Genomic DNA, 26,046 nt, shown 5'->3' on the forward strand with positions numbered 1-26,046 from the left:
CGCTCTTTTCGCCATAGCCGGCCCCAGTGGCGGCACCCACTTCCATCTCCATCAGCCGTTCGGCAGCGAAGCCAATCATCTCACGCAGAATATCGGCGTCGGGGGTCTTCTCTACCAGCGTGCGCAGGTTCATCATCGTGTCGGTCATCGGTGGTCCTTCAGGTGCAGGGTTGGGGTAAGCAACCAGACCTTACCGGAAATCCGTCGATGACCACCCAGCCGCTCGCTCGCTACGGCTCCTAATGGCGCGCTCGCGAGCGGCTTGACCACCTCAGTTACACCACGTCCCGGGACACGACCCGACCGAATATGTCCGCTGTGCAACTGTGAACCCTAGTATGGTGGAGGCCACCGAGATCGCAAAGGCGCATTCGTCTGTATTTCAGCCGAAGGTGAGGGGACGCCTAACTGAACACAAGGTTGAATTTTCTGTCGGTCAGCCTTGAGATTCTGCAACCTTCTCAAAGGCGAATGGATCAGGCGCAGGACCAATCGAGCACGAGACGAAGCTCGCAAAAATGTGTTCGACTACATCGAGATGTTCTACAACCTGACTCGAAAGCATGCCCGAAACAGCATGCTCTCACCGATCGAGTGCGACCGATTACACAAAAGCTGACCCCGAAGGTGTCTACAGAACGCGGGGCAATTCGTTACGACCATACAAAGGACCACCGAATGAGCCTGTCTTTGAAGGGCCAAGTTGCAGCGATTACTGGGGCGGCCTCTGGTATCGGTTTCGCCTGTGCCAAGGCGCTTACGGAGGCCGGAGCGCAGGTCGCCCTTGTTGACCGCGATGCCGCTGCACTGGCGTCGGCCTGCGCAGAATTGGGGCAGGGTGCTTTTGCCGTCGAAGTCGATCTCCTCTCGCCCGACAGCGTTGCGACCATGCTGCCCGCAATTCTTGATCGTGCAGGTAAGCTCGATATTTTCCACGCCAATGCGGGCGCCTATATCGGCGGGCCAATTGTTGAGGGCAATCCGCACCATTGGGACCGGATGTTAAACTTGAACGTCAATGCCGCCTTCCGCACCGTTCATGCCGTATTGCCCTATATGACCGAGCGCAAGACCGGCGATATCATCATGACCAGCTCGATTGCTGGCGTTGTCCCGGTTGCATGGGAGCCGATTTACACCGCCTCCAAATTTGCCGTGCAGGCTTTTGTGCATACGGTGCGTCGTCAGGTGGCTCCGGCAGGCATTCGCGTCGGGGCGGTGTGTCCCGGCCCAGTGCGGACGGCGCTGATTTCTGATTGGCCAAAGGAAAAGCTGGAATCCGCTTTGGCGGCGGGTGACCTGATGGAACCAGAAGAGGTCGCTGACGCGGTTGTCTTTATGCTCACGCGTAAGCGCAGTGTCACCATCCGTGATCTCGTTATTCTTCCGCAGCGCAACGATCTTTAAGCCATGACAAAACAGTATTTTATCGGTGTCGACGTTGGGACTGCGAGCGCACGCGCCGGGGTGTTCGATGCTCAAGGAACAATGCTCGCCTCGGCGGTTGATCCGATAAAACTCTGTTTAGAGCCCGGCGAACGGGCGGAAAGTTCAAGCGCCGATATTTGGCGGGCCGTCTGCAAAACGGTCCGCGAGGCTGTTGCCCTTGCAGGCGTTGCTCCCGCCGATGTCAATGGCATCGGCTTTGACGCAACGTGCTCCTTGGTAGTGTTGGGCGAGGGCGGGAAGCCACTTTCAATCAGTGACAGTAGCGATCCGAGCCGCGATATCATTGTATGGATGGACCATCGTGCGCTGGATCTGGCCGAGCGGATCAACGCCGGTGAGCATGCTGTTCTGGCTTACGTTGGCGGGCGGATTTCTCCGGAAATGCAGACGCCAAAACTGCTGTGGCTGGCGGAGAACAAGCCGCAAGTATTTGCGGGTGCTTGGCAGTTTTTCGATCTGCCCGATTTTCTGACCTGGAAGGCAACAGGAAGCTTTGCTCGGTCTTCCTGCACCGTCACCTGCAAGTGGACCTATTTGGCTCACGAGCAGCGTTGGGATGAGAGCTATTTCCGCGCCATTGGCTTGGGTGCACTCGCCGATGAAAGCTTTTCGCGTATCGGCACTGACATTGTCTCGCCCGGTTCGCCATTGGGCAACGGGCTGACCGCAGAGGCGGGTGCAGAACTGGGCCTTGTTGCGGGGACTTCGGTCGGAGCGGCTTTGATCGACGCACATGCCGGCGGCATTGGGACGCTAGGCGCTGCAGGCGGGCCGGGGACGATAACTTCGCGCATGGCCTATGTCTTTGGGACTTCGGCTTGCACAATGGCCTCCACTGAAACGGCAAAGCCAGTTTCCGGCGTATGGGGTCCGTATTACGACGCCATGGTGCCCGGCTTATGGCTGAGTGAAGGTGGTCAATCTGCCGCCGGTGCAGCGCTCGACCATCTTGTCACTCTGCATCCTTTTGGTGCCGAGGCGCGTGAAAGGGCGACTGCAGCAGGACTGTCCGTGCCTGCCTATCTCGGACAATTGGCCGAAGCCACGGGAGCCACACCGTCAGACATAGCGCAGCTGGCGCAGGGCCTCCATGTTGTTCCTGAGTTTTTAGGCAATAGGGCACCCCATGCCAACCCATTAGCGAAGGCGGTCATTGCGGGCATCGGCATGGACACTACAGAGGCGAGCCTTGTGGCGCTCTATGTCGCCGGACTTTTGGGCCTCGGTTACGGTCTACGACAGATCATTGAAGCGTCCTCAGGGTCCGGTATCAATGTGGAAGCACTCTACATTAGCGGCGGGGCTGGTAAGTCAAAGCTCGTGCGCCAGCTTCTCGCGGATAGCGTTGGTGTGCCTGTGGCCGTCACCAGTTCGCCTGAGCCTGTGCTGCTCGGCTCCGCTATGTTGGGCGCAACTGCTGCCGGTGCATATCAAGCGCTGAGTGAGGCAATGGCTCAAATGGCCAACACGCAAGACGTGATCTCACCGAGTGTGGCCCGCCAATCTTTCCATCAGAAGCGCTACGGCGCATTTGTCGACCTACAGTCCCTTGCGGAAAGAATTCGCTCCTCTGAGCAATAGAGTGCTCGTCTGCGGGAAGGCAGAAATCTCGGTTCGTGATGTTTAGTCCGAGAGTGCCGTGAGATCACGGACCGAATCTCGTTCGATCAAGGTTGGAACCAACATGACGCGCTGCGGCGGTAGCTGGCGCTTGCGTGTGTTCATGCGGTCCATGAGCAGGCGAAATGCGGCAATGCCCATGTCTGTGCCGGGTAGGCGCAGTGTAGTGAGCGCGGGCGAGATCTGTGTCGCGGCCGTAAAATCGCCATAGCCCATCACCGAGATATCTTCCGGAACGCGATACCCGATCCGATGGAGCTCAGCGATAACAAAGACGGCCAGGCTGTCGTGTGAACAGAACAGCGCTGTTGGTCGGTCCCCTAAGTCAGCCATTTCGGTAATGTGCTGGGCAAAGGTTTTCTCGGTGCTGAACTGAATTTCGCTGATGGTAGCATCAGGGCAGTAGACGGTGGCTTCTCTCAGTCCAAAAAGGCGTTCCATACGGCCGCGCAATTTTCGCGTGCCGTGGACGAAGGTAATTTTGCGATGCCCGCGGGCTAGAAGATACTCCCCCACGGCTTTGCCTGCTTCGTGGTCGGCACCACCAATTTGATCGGTGTTCTCGAGTGGGCGAACCCAGCCCAGCCGGACCGTGGTGCGGCCAGTTGCGGCTATGGCTTCAATCAATGGCTGTTCATGGGGGCCAACCAAAACCACCCCATTGCTGTTCGCGACCATGCCGCTGACTTTCTCTGAAGACGGCGCCCAAATGGTCTGCAGTTGAAATCCAGCAGCTGAAGCCTCTTGCTCGATGCCATTCTGCATCTGCATCCACAGCTCACTATTGACCGGGTCATGCTCAGCGAAAATGACATGAATGATAGGCTGCGTTGGCGCTGTCGCAGAACTGCGCTGATAGCCCATTTCGCGGGCCTTGGTGATGATGCGCAAGCGCAGCTCATCACCGACGCCATCCTTGCCGGCCAGCGCGCGGGACACCGCGAATTTGGACACACCAAGTTGGTCGGCGATGCTGTCTAGAGTCACTTTCTTCAATTCATCACCTCCATCTTTTTTAGGTTGTAGCATAATGAAAGTTAGGTGCAACAATGGCGCGCAATGATCATTCAAGGCTAGGTATAACATATAGTTACAAGGGTTAGGCGTTGAGGTGCTCAATGTCTGAAAAACAAATTGACCTAACAATTAGGCAGTGAAAAGCTGATGTTAGTCCGAAGATTGATAGATAAGTCATCCGGGCTGAGGAGGAGAAAAAATGACCAATATTTCTCGGAGGGCGTTCCTAGCTGCGTCTAGTGCTGCTCTGCTACTGCCTGTGATTCCTGCCTTCGCCCAAGGAGCGATGACGGAGGCGCCAAGCTTGGCGGATGCCGTAGCGGCGGGGACATTGCCGCCGGTCGCTGAGCGCTTGCCCAAGAACCCCATGGTGGTTGAGCCGTTTGAAGCGGTTGGCAAATACGGCGGCGATCTGCGGGCGGCGCTGGTCGGCGGCGGCTCCCTCAATATGATGCACCGCTACCAGGGTTACGAAGGTCTGCTGCGGTATACGCCGGACTTTGGCGGAGTTATTCCGAACGTTGCCGAAAGCTTCGAAGCCAATGCTGATGCGACTGTCTATACGGTCAAGCTTCGCGAGGGTCATAAGTGGTCTGATGGTCAGCCCTTCACCACCGATGACGTCATGTTCTTCTATGAAGATGTCATGCAGAATTTGGACCTGACGCCTTCGGTGCAAGGCTATCTGCGGACGCCGAATGGCGATGCCGGTGTTTTCGCTAAGGTCGATGCGACGACCTTTACGATTTCCTTCAGCCAGCCGCATGGTCTGCTCCCATTGCGCATGGCTTGGGCTAATGACGATCGTACGACACGGTTGCCCAAGCACTACCTCAGCCAGTTCCACATCAAGTACAACCCAGACGCGGATAAGCTGGCTGTGGAGCAGGGGCTCACCGGCTGGGTCCAGCTGTTCCAAATTAAGAGCGGGATTTCCGTCGACGGTGAAATTTTCAAGAATAAGGACATGCCGACGCTGTACGGCTGGAAGATCGTGCAGCCGGTTGGCGAGTCTGCGGAATACTCGATAGCTGAGCGCAACCCGTACTATTTCAAGGTTGATACGGCAGGGAACCAACTGCCCTACATCGACCGGGTTACCTATGCCATCGCCGCCGACAATGAAGTCTTGCTTCTTAAGGCGCTGCAGGGCGAAATCGACATGATTGACCAGTGGATTTGTACCCCAGCCAATCGTGCCGTGCTCTATGACGGCCAGGAGGCGGGTAAATACGCATTCTATACGACGACCTCAACGGAACCCAACGAGATGGTGTTCCAGCTCAACTTGACCCATCCCGATCCGATCAAGCGCGCCCTGTATCAGAACAAGGATTTCCGTGCCGGTTTGAGCCATTCTCTGGATCGTCAGGCCGTCATTGATACGATCTTTATCGGGCAGGGGGCTCCGGCCCAGCCGTCGGTGCGTCCGGAAGATCCGCTGTATAATGAACAGCTGGCGACCCAATATGTCGCCTATGATGTCGCTAAGGCGAACGAGTATTTGGACAAAATCATCCCGAGCAAGGATGGTGAGGGCTTCCGCCTAGACGAGAATGGCCAGCGCGTGTCGATCATTTTTGAGATCGATCAGGTTCGCCAGACTTTTGTTGACGCGTTCCAGCTCGTTTTGCCGATGTTCCGTGCTGTTGGTGTCGACGCTCAGATGCGCTCCATGGATCGCTCGCTTTGGGAAGTCCGAGTGCGCCAGGGTGGGGAGTATGATGCAACGGTTCACAAGTTCGGTGGCAATGGTGGCATCGTCGCTGTGTTGGATCCGCGCTATTTCTTCCCCAACACGACCGAGGCCATGTACGCCAAGGGGTGGCAGATCTGGTACAATGACAAGACATCCCGGGACGCGGTCGAACCTCCAGCGGCAACGCAGCGGCAGTATATTGCCTATGATGAGCTTCGGCAGACGGGTGATCCGGCGCGTCAGCAGGAGCTGATGAAGGAAATCCTGCAAATCGCGGCGGATGAGTTTTACGTTTTCGGTATAACGCTGCCGCTTGATGGCTATGGCGTTGTCGCAAACCGGCTCAAAAACGTCCGTCCGACCATGCCAAACAGCTGGGGTTACCCGACGCCAGCGCCGACTAACCCGGAACAATACTACATCAGCTGACATCCCTAAATGTCAGCGCATGGCCTCGGCGGTTACCCCCGCCGCCGGGGCTCCCTTTTTCACGCCCATGCTTCGGACCGACTTGATGCTCATGACAGAAGACAGCCTTTCCACCGCCGGACTAAGAACACCTGAATGGTACAAGAGTGCTACGCGGTGGACCCAGCTCACTTTTGTCGAGGATGACCCGCAGAGGTACGATCCTGAGTTCTGGGTGGACGTATTCAAGCGCACGAAATCGAACGCCATCTGCCTCTCAGCAGGGGGGTATATTGCCTATTACCCGAGCGAGATTCCGCTCCACTATGTGTCCAAGTTTATTGGCGACAGTGATCCGTTCGGCCGATTGGTGGACGAAGCGCGCAAACTGAACATGCATGTTATGGCGCGCGTCGACCCCCATGCGATCCATGCGGATGCGGCAGAGGCGCATCCTGAATGGGTGTCACTGACTGTCGATCGGAAGCCTCGTGAACACTGGGCGATGCCCGGAATTTATGTCACCTGCGCCTATTCGAGCTACAATTTCGACTTCATGACCAAGGTCATTGTCGAAATCGCGGAGAAGTATGACATCGATGCCTTGTTCGGCAATCGTTGGCAGGGGCACGGTGTTTGCTACTGTGAGGCATGCGAAGATAATTTCCGCGCTGCCAGTGGATTTGAACTGCCTGAAACGACCAGCGCCTCAGATCCTGTCTGGCAGGCTTGGGCCGCGTGGCGTCGCACCACGCTGACACGTCTCGTGGCGCATTGGGACACGGAAGTTAAGAAGGTCAAACCACACGCCAGTTTCATTCCGAATATGAGCGGCTCCTCGCTCATGGAATTTGACCTATCGGTGATCAAGAAACACTGCCCGATCTTGTTTGTCGACCATCAGGGGCGACGCAATGTGGAGCCGGCCTGGTCGGCGGGCCGCAATGGCAAACGTATTCGCGCCACTTTCCGCGATCGGCCGGTGGGGCTCATTACCTCAATCGGCCCAGAGGAAATTCCGCGCTGGAAAGACTCTGTGCAGACCGGCCCGGAAATTGAGCAATGGGTCCATGCAGGGATCACGCAGGGCCTCTTTCCGTGGTTCACCAAGTTCAACGCCTGTGTCCCGGATGATCGCTGGGTGCAGCCGACGGCAAACGCCTTCAACTTGCATGCTAAGATAGAGCCGGTCCTTGGCGAGATGTCGCCGACTGCAGAAATTGCAGTCATCGACCCGGCGACAACTCTACGAAATTGGGACCCCGATAAGCGTCATTTGGCCGAGCTTAACGACATGGGGTTATACCATGCTCTCGTCGAAGCACGGTTGCCGTTTGAGTTTCTCTCTGACCAGATCATGACGGCAGAAACGCTGAGCGCCTATAAGCTGATCATTCTGGCCAATGCGACCTATCTGTCGGACGAGCAATGCGCCGCAATTCGCGCCTATGTTGCTTCCGGTGGCAGCGTCATGGCGGCACACCAAACGTCGCTATTTGACGAAAAAGGCGCCGCACGGCCTGACTTCGGGTTAGCGGACGTGTTCGGCGTGACGATGACGGCGCCGCCGCGCGGAAACGTTCGCAATTCTTATGTTGCACTCAATGGCAATCACCCAATCAATGCCGGCTTTGCCGGTGCAACCCGGATAATCGGTGGCACGGAGGACATTGGGGTCGAGCCTATCGCCGAGCTCGAGCTGCCCTTCCTGAAAATACCAGATTTTCCTGACTTGCCGATGGAAGAGGTCTATCCGCGTCTCGCCCCGCAGGGCGTGGGCGTTGCCGCCCGCGAAACTAAAGCAGGCGGGCGCGTGGTCTACATTCCGTGGAATATTGGGGAAGTGTTTTGGACATATATGGCAGCAGACCAAGGGCTGCTTATCGCTAATGCGGTCAAATGGGCCCTGGGGAAAGAGCCCCAAGTGCGCGTGAGTGGCAAAGGTGTGCTGGATGTTGGCCTTCACCAGAGCGAAAACGGTCGGGTGCTGTGCCTGCTTAATCTGACAAACCCGATGATGATGAAGGGTCCGCTGCGCGATACCTGGCCCATTGGTCCTTTGACGGTAGACATTGAAATCCCGCTTGGCAAAAAAGTTAAATCTGCCAGTCTCTTGGTATCCGGTCAGAATGTGTCGGTCCATGTAGAAGGCAACCGAGCGACTGTGGAGGTCAGCGAGATCGAGACCATGGAGGTGGTCCATCTGCGCTGGGAATGACGCAAGACCGATAACCCCAGTGAGTGACGTGCTGTCCACGGAGAAGCACCAAGGCGTCGTTTGATTGGGGTTTGACGAGCATATCATCTCGGTTGGCGGCGGAAACGCTGCCAGCCACCCGCAATGCCGAAAGAGGAGCGGCAATGCTAAACTATATTCTGAAGCGGCTGGTCTACATGATCCCGACATTGTTCGGGATGTCGGTGATCTCGTTCGCCATCATCCAACTGCCACCGGGTGATTATCTCACCTCGCTCTTGTCGACATTGGCCGACGGCGGATCACCCGTCGACGCGGCAACCATTGCGCGTTTACAAACGCAATACGGGCTCGATCAGCCGGTTTGGGTACAGTACGGCAAATGGATGACTGGCATTCTGACTCGAGGGGACTTCGGCTTTTCCTTCGAATGGAACCAACCGGTTTCTGAAGTTATCTGGGGTCGGATGGGTTCGACGCTGGCCATTTCATTCGCGGCGCTCCTGCTGGTTTGGGCAATCTCATTGCCAATCGGGATCTATTCGGCAGTGCGCCGCAATTCCATTGGCGATCACGTTTTCACCTTCTTTGGTTTCATCGGCTTGGCTGTGCCAAACTTCATCTTGGCGCTGACGCTGATGTATGTGTCGTTCAGGGTGTTTGGGCAGTCTGTTGGTGGCTTGTTCTCGCCCGAATATGTTGACGCGCCCTGGAGCTGGGGCAAGGTCTGGGATCTCATCCTGCACCTGTGGATACCCATACTCGTCATCGGCCTTTCAGGCACGGCGTCCATGATTCGCATTTTGCGGGCCAATCTCACCGATGAGCTCTCCAAGCCCTATGTCACCACAGCGCGCGCCAAAGGGCTGCCGGAATACAAGGTCATCGTCAAATATCCCGTGCGGATAGCGCTGAACCCGTTCATCTCCGCCATTGGCTGGGTGCTGCCGGAATTGGTGTCAGGTGTCACCATCACGGCGATTGTTCTGAATTTGCCGACTGCCGGGCCCCTGCTGCTGCGGGCGCTAGTGGCTCAGGACATGTATTTGGCGGGCAGTTTCATCTTGTTGCTGAGCGTTCTGACCCTCGTGGGCATGCTCATTTCAGACATCTTGCTCGCGCTTCTCGATCCGCGCATTCGGTATAATTGAGGTGCTGGCATGCCAATGACACCTGTCTTCGATCCGACAAGCGTTGATGATGGTCCGGCAATCTCCGGACTCGCGCCGGGAATGGCACCAATCTCGGATGCCGGTGCTGGGCAATGGACACTGATCTGGCGCAAGTTCCTCGCGCAGAAAGTCGCCGTTTTTTGCGGCGGCGTGATCTTGGCCCTCTATCTGGTCAGTGCACTGGCAGAGTTTCTCGCGCCAGGCCTGCCGGACACCAGTCGCGCTCAATACACTTATGCCCCCCCGCAAACTTTGGCGCTCTTCACTCCCGAAGGTGAATTCCAGCTCCATGCCAAGGGCTATTCGGTCACCATCGACAAGGAGGCACTCAGGCGCACTTTCGTTGTCGACGACAGCGTGATTGTTCCTGTTGGCTTCTTCGTGGAGGGCCCCACTTACAAGTTCTGGAACCTATTTGAATCCAAGCGACACTTTTTTGGTCCTATTGATCCCAACGAGACCGTCTACTTGCTTGGGGCGGATCGCCTAGGGCGCGATTTGCTGAGCCGGCTGGTCTATGGCACCCGTATTTCCATGTCCATTGGGCTAATCGGGGTGTGCATGTCGCTCGTGCTGGGCGTCGTGCTTGGCTCGGTCTCAGGTTATTTCGGTGGCATCGTCGACACTGTGATCCAACGCATCATTGAGGTCGTCAGTGCCATGCCGACCATTCCGCTCTGGCTTGGCCTGGCGGCAGCAATCCCGCTCACCTGGTCGCCGCTGCAAGTCTATTTCGTAATAACGGTCATCGTATCGCTATTGGGCTGGACCGGGTTGGCCCGAGAGGTCCGAGGACGCTTCTTTTCGCTTCGCAATGAGGATTTTGTCACGGCAGCCAAGCTCGATGGATCGAGCGAGCCCCGCGTCATTTTCCGGCATATTCTTCCCTCACTAACCAGCCACATATTGGCGGTGACGACGCTTGCGGTCCCCTCGATGATTATCGCCGAAACGTCACTGTCCTTCTTGGGCGTGGGGCTCAAAGCGCCGGTCGTGAGCTGGGGCGTGCTGCTCCAAGACGCGCAAAACATCCGGTCGATCTCGACGGCACCTTGGCTACTGATCTGGCCCAGTCTGGCGGTGGTGACTGCGGTTCTATCCTTCAACTTTTTCGGTGACGGACTTCGCGATGCTGCCGACCCCTATGAGAGCTGAGGAGCGCGGAATGGAAAAGCCTGTTCTGAGCGTCCAAAACCTATCGCTCGATTTTCACCTTCGAACACACATTCTGCATGCGGTGCGGGATGTAAGCTTTGATCTCTACCGGGGCCGCACGCTGGCGCTCGTTGGCGAGAGCGGGTCCGGAAAATCGGTAACGGCGCGATCACTCATGCGCATCGTTGATAAGCCCGGAGTGATGGTTGGTGGTAAGATCGTCCTGCGCGCTGATGGGACAGAAACCGATCTCGCTCACCTCTCATCGAGCAGCAAGGAAGTGCGAGCCGTTCGGGGCGCCCGTATTGGCCTGATCTTTCAGGAGCCAATGTCTTCGCTGTCGCCGGTCCACACCATTGGCAGCCAAATCGACGAGGTTTTACGCCTTCACGTCAAACTCAGTAAGCGCGCGGCGCGGGACCGCACCGTTGAACTCTTGCGTCAGGTGGAAATTCCAAACCCCGCAGAGATGGCGGACCGTTACACGTTTGAGTTTTCTGGAGGAATGCGTCAGCGCGCCATGATTGCCATGGCTCTGGCCTGCAATCCGGATGTACTAATCGCGGACGAGCCGACAACTGCCCTAGACGTCACCACTCAGGCTGAAATCCTGGACCTAATCAAACGCCTGCAAATCGAGCGTGGCATGGCCATGCTGCTGATTACCCATGACATGGGCGTCGTGGCGGAAGTTGCGGACGATGTGGCCGTGATGCGTTTTGGGCGGATCGTCGAAAAGGGGACGGTGGATGCCATTTTCCATGCTGCCCAACACCCCTATACAAAGCGGCTACTGGCCTCGACCGTGAAGCTTGAACAGCCTGCCGCCGCGCGCGCCGAAGCGGTCGTTGCGCCTCAGCCCATCCTCACCATCAATGGCCTCACCAAGGTCTATGGCGGTGCCAAGGGGTTTTTGGGTAGCAAAACTTTTGCTATCAAGGCCGTCGATGACGTCAATCTTGTGCTCCATGCCGGCGAAAACCTCGGCATAGTTGGCGAGAGCGGCTCGGGCAAAACCACGCTCGGACGCCTCATTCTGCGTGTTGTGGAGCCCACCGCTGGTCAAGTGCTGTACCGTCAGCGCGATGGTTCTGAAATTGACGTCACCACCTTGTCCAAGGCCGAGCTGCGCAAGTTCCATGCAGATGTACGTCTGATTTTCCAAGACCCCTTTGCCTCCCTCAATCCCCGCATGACGGTCCGGCAGATCATTGCGGATCCGCTGATAGTTGAGGGCAAGTTGGGCGCTCAGGAGATTGAGCATAAAACTGCCGAACTCCTTCGCCTCGTCGGGCTGTCGCCGGACGTCATGGAGCGATATCCGCACGCCTTTTCCGGCGGACAGCGCCAGCGCATTGGCATTGCGCGTGCTTTGGCGCTCGACCCCCGCATTGTTATCGCTGATGAGGCGACGTCAGCGCTGGACGTGTCGATCCGTAGCCAAATTCTGGATCTGCTGCTGGAGATTCAGGAGCGGCTTGATCTGTCTTTCATCTTCATTTCCCACGATATTTCCGTGGTTCGCTATTTCTGCGACCGGGTGGCCGTGATGCATCGCGGACGGTTGGTGGAAGTGGGCGATGCAGAAAAGATATGCACCCAGCCAGACCAGGAATACACGCGCGCGCTGATTTCGGCGGTGCCCAATCCGGATCCTCGTGACAAGCGCATGTTGCACCGCACGCGTCTGTCGTCTCTGTCGCCCTCTGCAGTTGGCTAGTTTCATGACCATCAATCAACGCGCTGTCCTTACTGGCGCTGGCGCAATGAGCCGCAAGTGGCTCGAAGCCATCAAAACCGTTGGCGGTGTTGACATCGTCGGCATTGTCGACATCAATCCCGCCAATGCGGAAGCGAGTGCCAAAGAGCACAATATCAATCCCGAAATCGGGACGGATCTTCCCGCCATGTTGTCCAGATTGGCGCCGGAGATTGTTTTTGACGTCGCCATTCCCGCGGTTCGTCACGGCATCGTCAGTGCTGCGCTCGCCGCCGGGGCCCATGTCTTGTCTGAAAAGCCGATGGCTGAAACGCTAGAGCAGGCGAGGGATCTGGTGGCGCGCGCCAAGGCCGCAGATCGGCTGCACGTCGTTATTCAAAACCGCCGCTATCTCCCTCAGCTCCGCCGCATTCATCGCCTCGTGGCTTCGGGGGCTATTGGAGAGGTGACGGGGGTGCATTGCGACTTCTTCCTTGATCCCCATTTCGGTGGTTTCCGCGAGCAGATGCCTCATGTTCTGCTGCTCGACATGGCCGTCCACACATTTGATGCGGCGCGCTATGTGATCGGTGACATTGCCACCTCGGCCTATGCCGAAGAGTGGAACCCGGCGGGCTCATGGTATGAGCGTGATGCCTCTGCCTTCGCCAGTTTTCATTTCGCTGGCGGGGCGGTCATGACCTATCGCGGCTCATGGGCGGCGCCGGGTTTAAGGACATCTTGGGAGAGCTACTGGCGCATAACCGGAACGAAGGGCAGCATTGTCTGGGATGGTGCCGATGATATTCGCGCGGCACGCTCGAACGCGCATGTGAGTGGGCAGTTGCTGCCAGACACGGCCATGCTTGAAATCCCGGCGCTTGATCCTGCGGATCGTGTCGGTGGGCACCTTGGGGTCATCACAGATTTCCTCGCCGCTACCCGCGGCGGGCCTTTGCCCGAAACCGTCGGCAGCGAGAATATCAAAAGCCTCGCCATGGTGCTCGGTGCCATCGATAGCTCGACGCTTGGCCGTCGCGTCGAAATACATATTTAGAGGAATTCATTATGGCTATTGACCCGAAAGCAATTCGTATCGGCACCATGATCCGCGGCCATGAGCCCGATCCCGCTGGCTATCTGCAAAAAATCCTGCCGCATGGTTTTGAGAGCATCGAGCCCTATTTCTGGCAGACCGTGAATAAGGATTTGCCGGAGCTGGCAAAGCGCCTCAAGGACGTCATGGGTGATCGTGATGTCACCATTTCGACCTTGGGCATGTTCGGCAATCCGCTCGAAGATCGCGAGAAGGACGTCGAAACACTGCGCGGCTGGGAAATGCTGATTGATAACGCGCACCATTTTGGCGCGACCTGCATCGCGGGCTTCACCGGTCGTGTTCGCGGCAGACCAATCGAGGAGAGTTTGCCGCAGTTTAAGAAAGTCTGGGGGGAGCTATCCAAACGCGCTGCGGACAAGGGTGTCCGGATTGCCTTTGAGAACTGCGCTATGAATGGCGGCAATTGGCAGGCTGGGGATTGGAACATCGCCCATAATCCCGATGCCTGGTCGATGATGTTCAATGAGTTGCCGGAAGACAATCTGGGGCTCGAATGGGAACCGTGCCACCAGATGGCCTATCTCATTGATCCAATTCCGCAGATCCGCGAGTGGGGCCACAAGTTCTTCCACGTCCATGGCAAGGACGCGACCATTCGTTGGGATGTGATCAAAAAACACGGTTTTGGCGGCAAAGAAAAAGCCGTCTGGATGCGGACGCCGGGCTTCGGTGACACCAATTGGAGTGATGTCATCTCCGAGCTGCGTCTGGCGGGGTACACAGGCGCAATCGATATCGAAGGTTGGCACGATCCGGTCTATCGCGACGAGTTGGAAATGGTCGGTCAGGTCCACGCTTTGAACTATTTGAAATCTTGCCGTGGCGGCGAGTTTATCCCTTATCCAGGGCCGTTGAAGGACGCCTAACATGCCAAGATTTTCTGCAAACCTGTCGATGCTCTATGGCGAATTGCCATTTATGGAGCGATTTGCGGCGGCGGCGACAGATGGCTTTGAAGCGGTCGAATATGTGGGGGCTTATGAGCACAAGCCGGAAGACATCAAGGCTCAGCTGGAAGCCCATGGTTTAACGCAGGCGCTGTTCAATCTGCCTGCAGGCGATTGGGGCGGAGGCGAACGTGGTATCGGCTGCTACCCAGACCGAATTGCAGAGTTCCGCGAGGGCGTTGATCGGGCCATCTTGTACGCACAGGCGACGGGCTGCACGCAACTCAATTGCTTGGCTGGGATTGCGCCGACTGGCATGGCGCGGGACGAGCTGGAAGCCGTGCTCATCGACAATCTCCGCTACACAGCACCGCGCCTTTCGTCCGCCGGTATCAAGCTCCTACTCGAGCCGATCAATACCCGCGATATTCCCGGTTTTCTCATCAACTCCACCGATGACTATGAGTGGATCGCCAAAGCCGTTGGGCATGACAACCTCTATCTACAGTATGATTTCTATCACATGCAGATCGTGCAGGGGGATTTGATCCAGGGCTTTAAGCGCTTGCAGTCCCGGATTGCTCACGTCCAGGTAGCCGACAATCCGGGCCGCCATGAACCCGGTACGGGCGAGATCAATTACCCCAATATTTTCAGAGCGCTAGACGATGCAGGTTACAGCGGCTGGGTTGGTGCTGAATACAAGCCCAAAGCAGGTACGAGCGCCGGTTTGGGATGGTTTAAAGAGTGGAGCAGCAGAGTATGAAGATCGGTTTTATTGGTCTTGGGGTCATGGGGCGGCCCATGGCTGCGCATCTCATTGCTGCGGGGCACATCCTCCATCTTCATAGGGTGAAAGAGGTGTCGGAGCATCTTGTGGAGGCCGGTGCAATCGCCTTGCAAAGCGCTTCAGCAGTGGCTGCTGCTTCCGAAATTGTCATCCTGATGCTGCCAGATACGCCAGACGTTGAAGCGGTTCTCTTTGGCGAAGATGGCGTGGCGTCGTCTCTGTCTCCGGGCAAGCTCGTCATCGATATGAGCTCGATTTCACCGGTTGCAACCAAGGATTTTGCGGCACGGATCGTCGCTCTTGGAGCAGGCTATCTTGATGCTCCCGTCTCAGGCGGTGAGGTCGGCGCGAAGGCGGCTTCGTTGACGATCATGGTCGGTGGTACGACCAGCGATTTCGCGCGCGCGCGTCCCTTGTTTGAGCTGATGGGCAAAAACATCACCCATATCGGCGACGTCGGCTCCGGCCAGACCGCCAAAGTCGCTAACCAAATCATTGTTGGCCTTACGATTGAGGCCGTCGCAGAAGGGCTTGCATTGGCAAAGGCTGCGGGGGCCGATCCAGCAAAGGTTCGCGACGCTCTTATGGGCGGGTTTGCCTCGTCGCGTATATTAGAGGTGCATGGCGACCGGATGATTAGGGAAGCCTTTGACCCCGGTTTCCGTATTCGGCTGCATCGCAAGGACATTGGCCTGGCTCTGGACGTCGCCAAAGCGCTTGATCTGTTCCTGCCGCATTCCGCGAGCCTACATCAGCTGATGAACAGCGCCATTGCGCAAGGGCTGGGAGAAAAGGATCACTCCGGGCTCTATAAAGTCATCGATCCCGATAATTGAATAGGGGCAGGGCGATAGGGAGGCCGAGTGGTCGGTTGCGGCGATTTCGGTCTGGGTCGGGTCGCCCGCGGCAGTAAGAACCTCGTAACTCGGATCTATGATCCTCGTTCAATCGGCCTTACCCATGGGGTTCATATTAATCGGCCGGGACGGCAGGGTGATAAATTCAAATGCCTCTGGCGCAGCACAAGAATTCGCTAAAACATTGCTCGACATAGGCAAACTACCATTCTAGTCTAACCGGGCAGCGCTTCGTCAGGACGGGTTGCACAGACTAGGGAGGTTGTTTTGACTATTGGATCATCAAGCATTTTGCGTCGAGTTGTCGGCGTTGGGATCGCCGCTTCCGCTGCCGTACTGCTTACAGCCTGGTTCCCCGCCAGCCTGAAGCCAGCTCCGGCTACAACCGAAGTGAGCGTTGACCGTATTCTCGTTGCGCAAGCAGAGCGTCCCGTTAGCTATTCTGAAGCGCAGGCAACGCGCGGTAAGAAGAAGTATGAAGCAGATTGCGCCGAGTGCCACGGCGACGATCTCAAGGGCGGTCTCCTCGGTGGTCCGGTCCTGCGTGGCCCAAGCTTTGACGAGAAATATGCGGACGGCGCTCCTGCCGGCGCACTGTTCGACGTCATGGTCGGCACGATGCCTCCAAGCTCGCCCGGACGTTATGCGCCAGCAATCTATGCAGATCTGATGGCCTATATCCTCAAGGTGAATGGCTATAAGGATGGCATGGACCTGCCAGCAAATAGCGACGCGCTATATGAACTGGTGATGCAGAAGTAAGCCAAGACCGCGACGATCCTTGGGCTGTAGGCAGACCAGAATATGATTGCTTGGGAACTGAACCTGCAGCTCATTGCTGTGCGGATTATCGCTGCGCTGATCGCATTTCCAATCCAAGGTTTTGCGGTCGCCTATCTTGCCGTTAAACTGGGCGATAAGGGCCCGCGCTATGACGGGCGTACTACGCTCAACCCCGCTGTGCATACGGATTTGCCGGGCCTGTTAGCGCTCGTGTTGACGGGGTTTGGGTGGTCCAAGCCCGTTGTCGTCAATGGACACGAACTCAAATCCGGCAAGCTTGCTTTGCTCCTGCTGACACTGTGCGGCAGTCTGACCATGGTGGCGCTGGCTTGGCTGGCGATGCAGCTAATCACCCCGGTCTTGCTCTCATTGCCTCACACGGCCGGCATTACGATTGCAGCGTTTTTGCGCACTGCGGCACGGATTTATTTGGCGATGGCTGTTCTGGCGCTTCTGCCGCTGCCGAGCTTGGCCGGGCGATTTCTCCTCCAGATTTTTGGGGCGCAGCTTTCTGACCGCATGACGCTGATCAGCAGTTGGGTGCTGTTTGCTATCACGGCCCTTGGGGTGACGCGTTTTCTGCTGTCTCCAACGTGGAACGCCGTCGTTAGTTTCGTTGTGGGGACGTGACCGGAGCGTCTCGTTTTAGAGAGGCGCGCCGGTTGTTTGTTGATTGACGCCATATTTGGCCAAAATGGCATCCATCGTGCCATCGGCCTTCATATCCAAGATCGCTGCATCGACCTGATGCTTGAGCGTGAGATCACCCTTCCACAAGCCGAGAACGATCGGGTAGCTGGCGAGCGCATCTGAGACTGGTGCCAAATGCCAATTGTTTTCGGTCGCCAGTTGGCTGGCGAGAAGTGCCTCAGTGACACCGCCATCAAAAGTGCCACTATTGATGTTGTCCGCGAAGGCCGCCTCGGTGGGAACAACGCGCACAGTGCTTTGCTGATTGCGGAGATACCCTGCCAACTCGATGCGGTTGAGGCCAGAGACCAGGGTTAGGGCACCAAGGGTTTTGCCCTCAAGCGTAGGCAGTGGCTCCTTGGAAACGATCGCCCAACCGGTTTGCGCATAAGAGGGCGAAGTTTCGAGGAAGGACCGTGTTTGGCTAGACGCAACCACGCCGCCCGCTACGATCTGGCACTTCGCGCGGTTGAGGTTCCAATTCAGTGGATTGAAGTCACGGCCCATCTCAGCGCTGGGACTCAAGACCAGCGTTACATTTAGCTTCGCCGACACGGCGCTGAGGATTTCAATATCGACGCCGGGCGCAGCTGGATCATTCGTGACCAGCGGCGGATAGTTGGTGGGAACGCAGGCTCTTAGGGTGCCGACGTTTTGAATGTCGCGCAGAGAGGTGTCTGGCGGTAGCGTTGAGACGCCGACAAGAAGAGCGACCACTGCGGTGACTGGGCCGAATGTTTGCAGCGCACGCTTATAGCGAGACATGGCGGCTAGTTCCGGCTGAAGTCATAGAGTGCGATAGCGAAGAGCACAGCGCCGCTGCCAACAAGGATCGAAATGCCGATCAGCGGGTCGAACTGGTTGTAATTGATCAGCGCGCCACGCAAAGCGTCCACCGCATAGGTGAGTGGGTTCCACTGCACCAAGGTCACGAGCCACTCAGGATAGGTGATTTTGGTTTGTGCCTGGGAGAGGGCCGGATCGAGCGGGAAGATCGAGCTGGAGAGGAAATACAGCGGCAAGATCACCGCATTTGAGAAGATGCCGAAGCCTTCAAAGGTGCGGATGCGATTGGCGATGACAACCCCAAGTGTTGTTAATGTGAAAGCTAAAAGACACATTAAACCAAGGGCATGGAGTGTTTGCTGAAAGGTAAGAGTCACGTCGGCAAAGCGCGCGAGAATGAGCACAAGGCAGCCATGAAGAACGGCAACCGTCGCCCCACCGAGGATTTTGCCCAAGAGAACGGTGGCACGAGAGAGTGGCGACACCATCACTTCGCGAAGATAGCCGAACTCCCGGTCCCAAATGACCGAGACAGCTGATTGGACCGAGGTGAACATGATGTTCAATGCGACCACGGCAGGAAAGATAAACTGGAGATAGGTGAAGGGTACGACAAACGTAACCGAGCCATACACTTCACCGCGGAAATAGGGGTTGAGGCCAATGCCGAGGATCAGCACCCACAAGATCGGGCGACTGACGCCACCGATCAATTGTCCCTTATCGCGAAAGGCGCGCATGACCTCGCGCATCCAGAGACCGTAAAGCCCACTGAGCTGGATCAGGAAGCGCGAGGAATAGCGTGTTGGCAGTGACTTTTCTTGCATGCTCATCGTGTGTGCTCCCCGCCGCGCTTGCCAAAGGCTGCTGTGCGCTCACGCGCGGTCGCCGCCCGGTCGCGCAACTCGCGTCCGGTGAGGGTCAAAAACACTGTTTCAAGGCTTGGGATGGCATTGACGAAGTTTGACACTCTCGTGCCGTAGGCGCCAAGGAAGGTCTCAACAAAGGCCTCGTCGGAGCGCAGCGTCACTTCGACGGGAGTTTGGGAGATAAGCCGGTCCGCATATTGGCTCTGGATGGCGGCACGATCCGCCTCGGACCGTGGTGTGACATGCAGCACCTGCTGGCCATGCGCCGCGCGCAGCGCATCGGGCGTGTCTAGCGCAAGCACTTTGCCATGATCGATGATGCAGACCCGGTCGCAGGCCTCAACTTCCTCAATATAGTGGGTTGTAACCAGAACGGTCAGGCCACGATCGGCCTGTAGTTTGCGGATATAGCCCCAGATGCGCTCGCGCGTTTGCGCATCAAGCCCCACTGTGGGTTCGTCCAGCAGCAGGATTTTTGAATCATGCATGAGTGCGCGCGCGATTTCTAAGCGTCGCTTCATGCCTGATGAGAGTGCACGGGCGGGCTTGTCGGCCCATTCTGTCAGCTCCACCAGTGCGAGCATTTCGTTGATGCGGTTGAGCCTATGTCGGCGGGGAATGCCAAAGACCAAGCCGTGCAAATTGAGGTTTTCGCGCAGGGTCAGGCGATCATCGAGGCTCGGTTCCTGAAATATGATGCCGAGTGCGTCGCGGGCTTCGAGCGGTGCGGTGACCACATTGTGGCCAGCAAGTTCCGCTGTGCCGCTATCGGGACGCAGGACCGTGCTCAAAATATGCATGAGCGTGGTTTTACCAGCGCCATTGGGGCCAAGCAGCGCAAAAAGCTCGCGTGGCTTCACCTCGAAACTGACGCCGTCAAGCGCCAGCGTGCGACCATAACGTTTGCTCACGTCGGCAACGCGAATGCCCTCTTGAGATGATGTCATTAGCGCGAACCTTGGCCGGGGAACTTGAACTCAGCCAAAATGGCGTCGATAGTGCCATCGCTGACGAGGGTCGCTACGGCTTCGTCGATGGAATTGCGCAGGAAAGTTTCGTTCGACAGCATCAGTGCGCCGACCGGTAGCGAGGTCTCGGGCAGGGGGGCAGATGAGAGCACGCTGAGCGCTTTATATTTGTCATCGGCCTGCTGGAGTGCCCACAAGGATGGCTCCCAGACGAGAGCGACATCGACGGAGCCGGACAGCACAGCGTCGAGCGCCAGAGGGTTGGTGCCGATTGGGAATATCCGCCAGCGGCGCTCTGAGGTCTGCGCGTTGTTGTAATTGGCTAAGCGGACATGGCCCGTTGTGCCAAGGGCCGCGCCAATGATCTGCTTAGGCGCGAGGTCTTGCAGGCTTTTTATGTTCGGGTCGTCAGTGACGAAGGCATATTTTGCATCGTAGAAGCCGCGCGTTGGCATGGACCACGGATCATAGCCTTCGGGCAGGAGTTTAAAGCCCATGTAGAGGCTGCATTGTTCCAACAAATGGCGATAAACGCGCGTGATGTCTTCGGTTTCGAAATCGCTTTCGACCACGATCTCGACGGGTTCTAAAAGAAGCGCGTTGGCAATAGCCTCGCCGATGGCCGCAGCCACTTGCCATTCGCCGTCGCGCGGGTCAACGCAGTAGCGCAGTTTGGATTCATCGGTTTTGCGGCCGATTTCCCACTGGCCGTAGACGTAAGGCCTATCAAAAAACTCAGGCTCGGGTTGAGCGGCAACAGGCGCGCAGCATACGAAAAGCAGCGCAGCGATGCGGGGGAGTTTGGAGACGGCTGATGCGAGGTGCGAAGCCAATTTAGTCTTAGTCATGTTCCGGACCTCTTGAGGTGGTCTGGGCGAACCTAGCGTGTGCCAAGTCCGCCCAAACGGAGATCGTGTCGTCAGGTCTTATTCGTTTGGCAGAGCAAAGACGTAGACGGTGGCCGGGTTGTGCGCAGGCAGCTTGATGTCTGGAGTGAGCGACTGCAGACGGCCCAGACCCGATGCCCAGTTGGAGACCACGGCAATGTACTGCTTGCCATCGGCTTCATAGGAGATCGGGAAGGATTCAAGAGCGTTGCTCAGAGTGCTGGATTCCCACAGCACGTCACCGGTTTCGTCGTCAAACGCCATCATCTTACGATCGAGCGTACCAGCGAACACCAGACCGCCAGCGGTTGGCAGGGTCGAGGTGGTCAGTGGAGCATAACGACGGTGCGACCAAGTGGTCGACTGATCGGCGACCTTCACAGCGTCCAGACGACCGTAGTTGCCATCGCTTTCAGGGGTTGGAACACGCGAGAAGATCGCGCGGCCACCGCTGGTGTAGATGGTGCCTGGATCGATCGGCTGCGGTGTGGTGTTCGAGCAGAACTCAACCAGCGGCAGATAGATGGTTTCGGTGCGTGGGCTGTAGGACGTTGCCTGCCATGCCTTGCCACCAGGGTCTGCCGGGCAGTTGAAGGTGGTTTCACCAATCTGCGGGATAACGTCTGGGTTGATGGTCTTCTTGCCGGTTTCAGGATCGATTTCGAGAACGACGTTCTGTGGAACCGTTTCCTTGTGCCAGAGCCATTCACCGGTGGTGCGGTCCAGTGCTTCGATAATGCCGGTCTTACCAGTGGTGATGACCATCTGGCGGTCTTCGCCATCGACATTGCCATCAATGATCAGGCGCTCATAGACATAGTCCAGATCCAGCGAGTCATTTGGCATGTGCTGGAAGTGCCACTTCAGATCGCCTGTCTTTGGATCAAGCGCGAGGGTGGCGTTGGTGTAGAGAGCGTCATTGGTGACGTTTGGATCATCACTCTTCGGCAGCAGGCCGTTGACCACTGCTGGCCATGGATAAGGCTGACCAACGCCGGCAAAGAACAGACCCTGTGCTGGATCGTATGAACCAGAAATCCACGCCGAACCGCCGTGACGGCTTTCGAGCGGCAGGCCGTTCCAGCTGTTGCCTTCAGGTGTATCGCCACGGGCGATTGTCTGGAAGCGCCACAGCTCTTCACCTGTGTCAGCATCGTGACCGGTGTAGAAGCAACCGCCCGGCTGAGCGTTCGAGCAGTTGGTCATGCCTTGGATCACAACGCCTTCAGCCACGAGAGGGCCGGAGGTGAATGCGTAACCCTTCTTGTGGTCAGCAACCTGCTGATCCCAAGCGAGCTGGCCGGTTTTGATGTCGACGGCAACGAGATGGGCATCGCGGGTCGCGAAGATCAGCTTGTCGCCGTAGATCGCCTTGTTGCGTTCGCCGTTCGGGGCAACGCCATCTGGCAGCGGATGCTCATATTCCCAGATCAATTCACCGGTCGCAGCATTGAGCGCCTGAATGACGTGATTGGAGTTCTGGATGAACATCACGCCGTCGTGCACCAATGGTGTTTCCTGCGTGCGGCCACCTGGAGACATGCCCCAAGACCACGCCAGCTGCAGCTTACCAACGTTTTCCTTGGTAATTTCATCAAGCGGGCTATAGCCCCAGCCGTCATAGGTACGGCGCCACATCAGCCAGTCGCCATCCGGCGGGTTGAGCAGCATTTCGTCCGTGACGGGGGTGATGGAGTCGATTGGGGACTGCGCCACTGCAGCCTGAATTGCGAAACTCGACGTTAATGTCGTTGCTAGTGTCGCGAGTAAAGTAAGCCGTAAACCACGCTTCATGATCAGCACTCCTCCTCAGTTTGCTGAACCGGTCCGTATTCTGCTTGAATATTTGCAATAAAATCGGTCCTAACAGCAGTAGCCTAAGTCTTGTATGGCAGTGCGTCAACCTGCCGCATGGTGGGTTGGCGCCGTGTTCAAGTCTCTGGAATATCTGGGAAATGAACGATGCAGAGCGTATTCATTTGAGTAGATGAGCGGTCCGATTTGCGTCGGTAAGTTTATATCGGATCATGGGGTCGGTATTAGTTGTGCCTATATTCTTGATAATTATTTTCGATAGAATTTTTGATCTTTGAACTTTGTATGAACTGGGTTTGGGTGTGTTGCGGCGCTGCTATTTAATCGATTACTCCGTTCTGTGATTTTGAACGCGGTGTGGAGAGTGCAGCGTAGTTGCAGCGTGGGAGTGCGGCGGTGTTCGGGAAATTAGGTCGTCGGTAAGAGGTTGAACGGGCAAACCAATTCTTGTGACGCATATCGGGATCGGTACAGCAGAAATGCTCTCACAATGGATCGTGAGTGCTGAGGTCTTCTGCTGGCTGTGGCCGCCAATGGGGTTGAGGACTTGCGAGAGTTTGCAGCTGAGACGGTTTTTCGCCATTTATCCGTTCAAGCAGGATGCGCGTTAGCTCTTGGCCGGCGCTGAAAACATCTTCGCGTAGGCTGTCCATATTCGGGAAAAAGGCAGGTAAAATGCCCGATGTCTGCTTATAGACAACGTGGAAATCGCGGCCCATCACAGCGCCGGCTTCCTGCATTCCCCCGACAAGCGCAATTGTGCGCATTTCGCTGTCACAGATAATCCCGAAGGGCGTCTTGCATTCTTTGGCCAGAGCCGAGCCAATTGCGCGCGTCTCGTTCGGCGATCGTCCCATGAGGCTTTCATGGACGAAAGCTTCAACGCCCGCCTTCGCCGTTGCCTGCAAAAATGCCGTCTGAACGGTGTGAAAGTAGGTCGTACGATCATCCCCCATGGCCAGACGAATGCAGCGGCAGCCCTTGGCGACAAGCCGCTCGACGGCCATCACCGTGAAGCTATGGGAGTCAAAATCGTGGTAGGGATGAGGCGCATAAAACTCCGTCCGCCCGTGGCTGACAAACGGAAAATTGGCGTCCATCATCATTTGAACGCGCCGGTCGCGGGGCCGAGTGTGGGTGATGATAACGCCGTCCGCTGTTCTGTTTTCCAGAACATAGCGTATGGTTTCGTCTGAGTTCGAGCGCTCAAATTCAGGGATAACGGTCAGGTGGTAGCGAGTACCCCTAATGCCTTGTCCGATGCCCTGGATCATTTGCCGGGCGAAATCGATTGAGTCTTCAGCGCTATCAAGAACCAGCGCTATGACATTGGTTTTGCCGGTGCGCAGTCTTACCCCGGCGCGATCGGGCACGTAGCCGAGCGCCTTGGCTGCCTCCGCGACCTTGTCGCGCGTCTCTTGTTTGAGTTTGCTGCCATCGCGCAGCGACAGGGACACCGTCGACAGGCTTAATCCTGTCATTTCGGCAATAGTTTTGAGCGTCACGCGGGAGGCGCTCTGCGGGGGCGTTGTTGGTTTGCGCGGTGCCATAGGTGAGATCCGAAACGTCTAGGGCAGGGGACCTGAAAACAACCTGCGTTTTGCAACGATATAACAGAGCTGATGCCAAACATACATTCAAGATGTGTCGCTAATGACCTTAGGTTAAAGGAGGAAAACTCGCCCGATAGAGTGTAATTAAAAAATCGTTAATAGAAATTGCAACGTTGCAATACTTGTGCTTTGCTGGGCCTGTGGCTGGGTGAGGCCTGGTCCACGGTCGTCCAACGAGATGACAGCTTCTGAGGAGGAGTAGATGCTAAGGACTAGGTTTCTGACCACGGTGGCCGCTGCGTCACTGCTGGCCGCCTCGGTTTTGCCGGCACAGGCGGAAGTATCTTTCATGTATGCAGAATGGACCAGCGCACTCGTCGAGCCGGGCATCAAGGCATTTGAGGAGGCCACCGGCGAGACGGTGAACGCCATCAAACTGCCGGGGCAGGGTTATGATCAGCGTATCGCGCTCGATCTTGCTGCTGGCACCGCCGCTGACGTCAATCTGATGGACAGCTTTATGGTGTCCGAATTGGCTGCAGCTGGCTATCTCGAACCGTTGGATGATCTCGCCAAGACGTGGGACCAATATCAGTATTACATGCCCGGCCTGTTGGAAGTGTCTTCTTACCAGGGCAAGCTATTCGCATTCCCGACCGATACCGACGTGCGCATGCTCTGGTATCACAAGGGTAATTTCGAAAAGGCGGGCATTGCCCTGCCGTGGCAGCCTAAGAGCTGGGCCGACATTCTCGATGCAGCACAAAAACTCAAAGACGCAGGCGTACAGTATCCGTTTCAGATACCGGCAGGGATAAAGCAGGGCGAAGCCACCACTATGCAGGGCGTCTATATGGCCCTACTGGGTGCCGACGTCCCCGAGGGGGATCGCAATCGACTTCTGAACCGGGAAACTAATCAATGGATTGGCGATAGTCCGGCCCTGCGCCGCACATTCGATCTCTACCATCAGATATTCGTCGAAAAACAACTCCAGCCTGCAGACTTGAACTACGCGACCGACATTGGTGTCGCCGTGCGTCAGGCACTGCGTGACGGCAATATGGGCATTATGGCTTCTGGTTCTTGGGAAGATGCCTGTATCTGGGACTGCAACAATCCGCCTAGCCGCGAAGAACGTGATGCGCTCGTGGCTTGGACGCCATGGCCGGGTTCTGGCGAGCCGGGCACCAAAGCCACTACCAATATTTCCGGTGGCTGGGCCATGGGCATCAGCTCTAAGGCCGCTGACAAAGAACTCGCCTTCAAGCTCCTGACCACCATCTTTGATCAGGCAAACTTTAAGGCGTGGACGCTAACGACCCACCGTATGGCGGTGCGAACCGACGTGTCTGAATCGCCCGAATACACAGCCGATCCGTTCTTGGCCGAAGCCACAAAGCTGGCAGCGGACACCACAGGTCGCGACACTATTCCGGGTTATCAGACCGTATCCGCACTTATCCAGCAGGCCACATCTGACATTCTCGATGGGGCAAGCGTCGATGAGGTGATCACGACCTATCATGATGCTCTCGTCGATGAATTTGGCGCTGAGAATGTGATTACCTACGAATAAGCTTTTCCCGAGACGACGGCATCCACCTGACCTCCGGATGCCGTCG

At 56.8% G+C, this 26,046-nt stretch carries 21 protein-coding genes and 2 pseudogenes; 15 read left to right on the forward strand and 8 right to left on the reverse strand.

The window, feature by feature from the left end:
• A pseudogene (locus HKD40_RS00005) lies at positions 1 to 148 on the reverse strand (IS256 family transposase); the annotation flags it as partial.
• Between the two features lie 300 nt (positions 149 to 448).
• Here HKD40_RS00005 and HKD40_RS00010 point away from each other — a divergent pair.
• From HKD40_RS00010 to HKD40_RS00020, 3 genes and pseudogenes are all read left to right on the forward strand, one after another.
• Positions 449 to 619: pseudogene (locus HKD40_RS00010) on the forward strand (IS3 family transposase); the annotation flags it as partial.
• A 59-nt stretch (positions 620 to 678) separates the two neighbouring features.
• Entirely contained in the window at positions 679 to 1,407 is a 729-nt protein-coding gene (locus HKD40_RS00015; protein ID WP_169193679.1) for an SDR family oxidoreductase, read from the forward strand.
• A gap of 3 nt (positions 1,408 to 1,410) precedes the next feature.
• A complete protein-coding gene (locus HKD40_RS00020) occupies positions 1,411 to 3,030 on the forward strand; it encodes an FGGY-family carbohydrate kinase (protein WP_169193680.1) in 1,620 nt (539 codons plus the stop codon).
• 42 nt (positions 3,031 to 3,072) lie between these two features.
• Here HKD40_RS00020 and HKD40_RS00025 read toward each other — a convergent pair whose 3' ends face one another.
• Positions 3,073 to 4,056, reverse strand: a complete 984-nt coding sequence (locus tag HKD40_RS00025; protein ID WP_349236783.1) for a LacI family DNA-binding transcriptional regulator — start codon at positions 4,054 to 4,056, stop codon at positions 3,073 to 3,075.
• Between the two features lie 229 nt (positions 4,057 to 4,285).
• On the opposite strand from HKD40_RS00025, the gene HKD40_RS00030 reads away from it, so the two are divergent.
• The 11 genes from HKD40_RS00030 (at position 4,286) to HKD40_RS00080 (ending at position 17,483) form a co-directional block, all read left to right on the forward strand.
• Positions 4,286 to 6,214, forward strand: a complete 1,929-nt coding sequence (locus HKD40_RS00030; protein ID WP_169193682.1) for an ABC transporter substrate-binding protein — start codon at positions 4,286 to 4,288, stop codon at positions 6,212 to 6,214.
• A gap of 85 nt (positions 6,215 to 6,299) precedes the next feature.
• Positions 6,300 to 8,411, forward strand: a complete 2,112-nt coding sequence (locus HKD40_RS00035) for a family 10 glycosylhydrolase (RefSeq protein ID WP_169193683.1) — start codon at positions 6,300 to 6,302, stop codon at positions 8,409 to 8,411.
• A gap of 143 nt (positions 8,412 to 8,554) precedes the next feature.
• Complete coding sequence (locus HKD40_RS00040) at positions 8,555 to 9,541, forward strand: ABC transporter permease (RefSeq protein ID WP_169193684.1); 987 nt, start codon at positions 8,555 to 8,557, stop codon at positions 9,539 to 9,541.
• 81 nt (positions 9,542 to 9,622) lie between these two features.
• The gene (locus HKD40_RS00045) at positions 9,623 to 10,717 is read left to right on the forward strand and encodes an ABC transporter permease (protein ID WP_248305860.1); all 1,095 of its coding nucleotides are present in this window, start codon (positions 9,623 to 9,625) and stop codon (positions 10,715 to 10,717) included.
• Between the two features lie 10 nt (positions 10,718 to 10,727).
• The gene (locus tag HKD40_RS00050) at positions 10,728 to 12,437 is read left to right on the forward strand and encodes an ABC transporter ATP-binding protein (protein WP_169193686.1); all 1,710 of its coding nucleotides are present in this window, start codon (positions 10,728 to 10,730) and stop codon (positions 12,435 to 12,437) included.
• A 4-nt stretch (positions 12,438 to 12,441) separates the two neighbouring features.
• On the forward strand, positions 12,442 to 13,473 hold the full coding sequence (locus HKD40_RS00055; RefSeq protein WP_169193687.1) for a Gfo/Idh/MocA family oxidoreductase: 1,032 nt from the start codon (positions 12,442 to 12,444) through the stop codon (positions 13,471 to 13,473).
• An 11-nt stretch (positions 13,474 to 13,484) separates the two neighbouring features.
• Positions 13,485 to 14,402, forward strand: coding sequence for a sugar phosphate isomerase/epimerase (locus HKD40_RS00060; protein ID WP_169193688.1), 918 nt, complete (start codon positions 13,485 to 13,487; stop codon positions 14,400 to 14,402).
• Position 14,403: 1 nt separating this feature from the next.
• Positions 14,404 to 15,189: a 2-oxo-tetronate isomerase gene (otnI, locus tag HKD40_RS00065; RefSeq protein WP_169193689.1), complete on the forward strand. Its 786-nt coding sequence runs from the start codon at positions 14,404 to 14,406 to the stop codon at positions 15,187 to 15,189.
• Positions 15,186 to 16,049 carry a 2-hydroxy-3-oxopropionate reductase gene (locus HKD40_RS00070; protein WP_169193690.1) on the forward strand — a complete coding sequence of 288 codons (864 nt, stop codon included), beginning with the start codon at positions 15,186 to 15,188 and terminating at the stop codon, positions 16,047 to 16,049. Before otnI ends, HKD40_RS00070 begins: the two co-directional genes overlap by 4 nt.
• A 288-nt stretch (positions 16,050 to 16,337) precedes the next feature.
• Entirely contained in the window at positions 16,338 to 16,832 is a 495-nt protein-coding gene (locus HKD40_RS00075; RefSeq protein WP_169193691.1) for a c-type cytochrome, read from the forward strand.
• Between the two features lie 42 nt (positions 16,833 to 16,874).
• Positions 16,875 to 17,483, forward strand: a complete 609-nt coding sequence (locus HKD40_RS00080; protein WP_169193692.1) for a hypothetical protein — start codon at positions 16,875 to 16,877, stop codon at positions 17,481 to 17,483.
• A 15-nt stretch (positions 17,484 to 17,498) separates the two neighbouring features.
• Here HKD40_RS00080 and HKD40_RS00085 read toward each other — a convergent pair whose 3' ends face one another.
• The 6 genes from HKD40_RS00085 to HKD40_RS00110 all read right to left on the reverse strand — a co-directional run bounded on the left by HKD40_RS00085 (position 17,499) and on the right by HKD40_RS00110 (position 24,418).
• Positions 17,499 to 18,308 carry a transporter substrate-binding domain-containing protein gene (locus HKD40_RS00085; protein ID WP_169193693.1) on the reverse strand — a complete coding sequence of 270 codons (810 nt, stop codon included), beginning with the start codon at positions 18,306 to 18,308 and terminating at the stop codon, positions 17,499 to 17,501.
• A 5-nt stretch (positions 18,309 to 18,313) separates the two neighbouring features.
• Positions 18,314 to 19,162: an ABC transporter permease gene (locus HKD40_RS00090; RefSeq protein ID WP_248305844.1), complete on the reverse strand. Its 849-nt coding sequence runs from the start codon at positions 19,160 to 19,162 to the stop codon at positions 18,314 to 18,316.
• Positions 19,159 to 20,145: an ABC transporter ATP-binding protein gene (locus tag HKD40_RS00095; protein ID WP_169193694.1), complete on the reverse strand. Its 987-nt coding sequence runs from the start codon at positions 20,143 to 20,145 to the stop codon at positions 19,159 to 19,161. Before HKD40_RS00095 ends, HKD40_RS00090 begins: the two co-directional genes overlap by 4 nt.
• On the reverse strand, positions 20,145 to 21,014 hold the full coding sequence (locus tag HKD40_RS00100; protein ID WP_169193695.1) for a transporter substrate-binding domain-containing protein: 870 nt from the start codon (positions 21,012 to 21,014) through the stop codon (positions 20,145 to 20,147). Before HKD40_RS00100 ends, HKD40_RS00095 begins: the two co-directional genes overlap by 1 nt.
• A 78-nt stretch (positions 21,015 to 21,092) precedes the next feature.
• Positions 21,093 to 22,847: a PQQ-binding-like beta-propeller repeat protein gene (locus HKD40_RS00105; protein WP_169193696.1), complete on the reverse strand. Its 1,755-nt coding sequence runs from the start codon at positions 22,845 to 22,847 to the stop codon at positions 21,093 to 21,095.
• 506 nt (positions 22,848 to 23,353) lie between these two features.
• A complete protein-coding gene (locus HKD40_RS00110) occupies positions 23,354 to 24,418 on the reverse strand; it encodes a LacI family transcriptional regulator (RefSeq protein ID WP_169193697.1) in 1,065 nt (354 codons plus the stop codon).
• A gap of 265 nt (positions 24,419 to 24,683) precedes the next feature.
• On the opposite strand from HKD40_RS00110, the gene HKD40_RS00115 reads away from it, so the two are divergent.
• The gene (locus tag HKD40_RS00115) at positions 24,684 to 26,000 is read left to right on the forward strand and encodes an extracellular solute-binding protein (protein WP_169193698.1); all 1,317 of its coding nucleotides are present in this window, start codon (positions 24,684 to 24,686) and stop codon (positions 25,998 to 26,000) included.
• The last annotated feature ends 46 nt before the right edge of the window (positions 26,001 to 26,046 follow it).

Origin of the sequence: Devosia sp. MC1541, from assembly GCF_012847305.1 — a bacterium.
Lineage (GTDB): Bacteria > Pseudomonadota > Alphaproteobacteria > Rhizobiales > Devosiaceae > Devosia.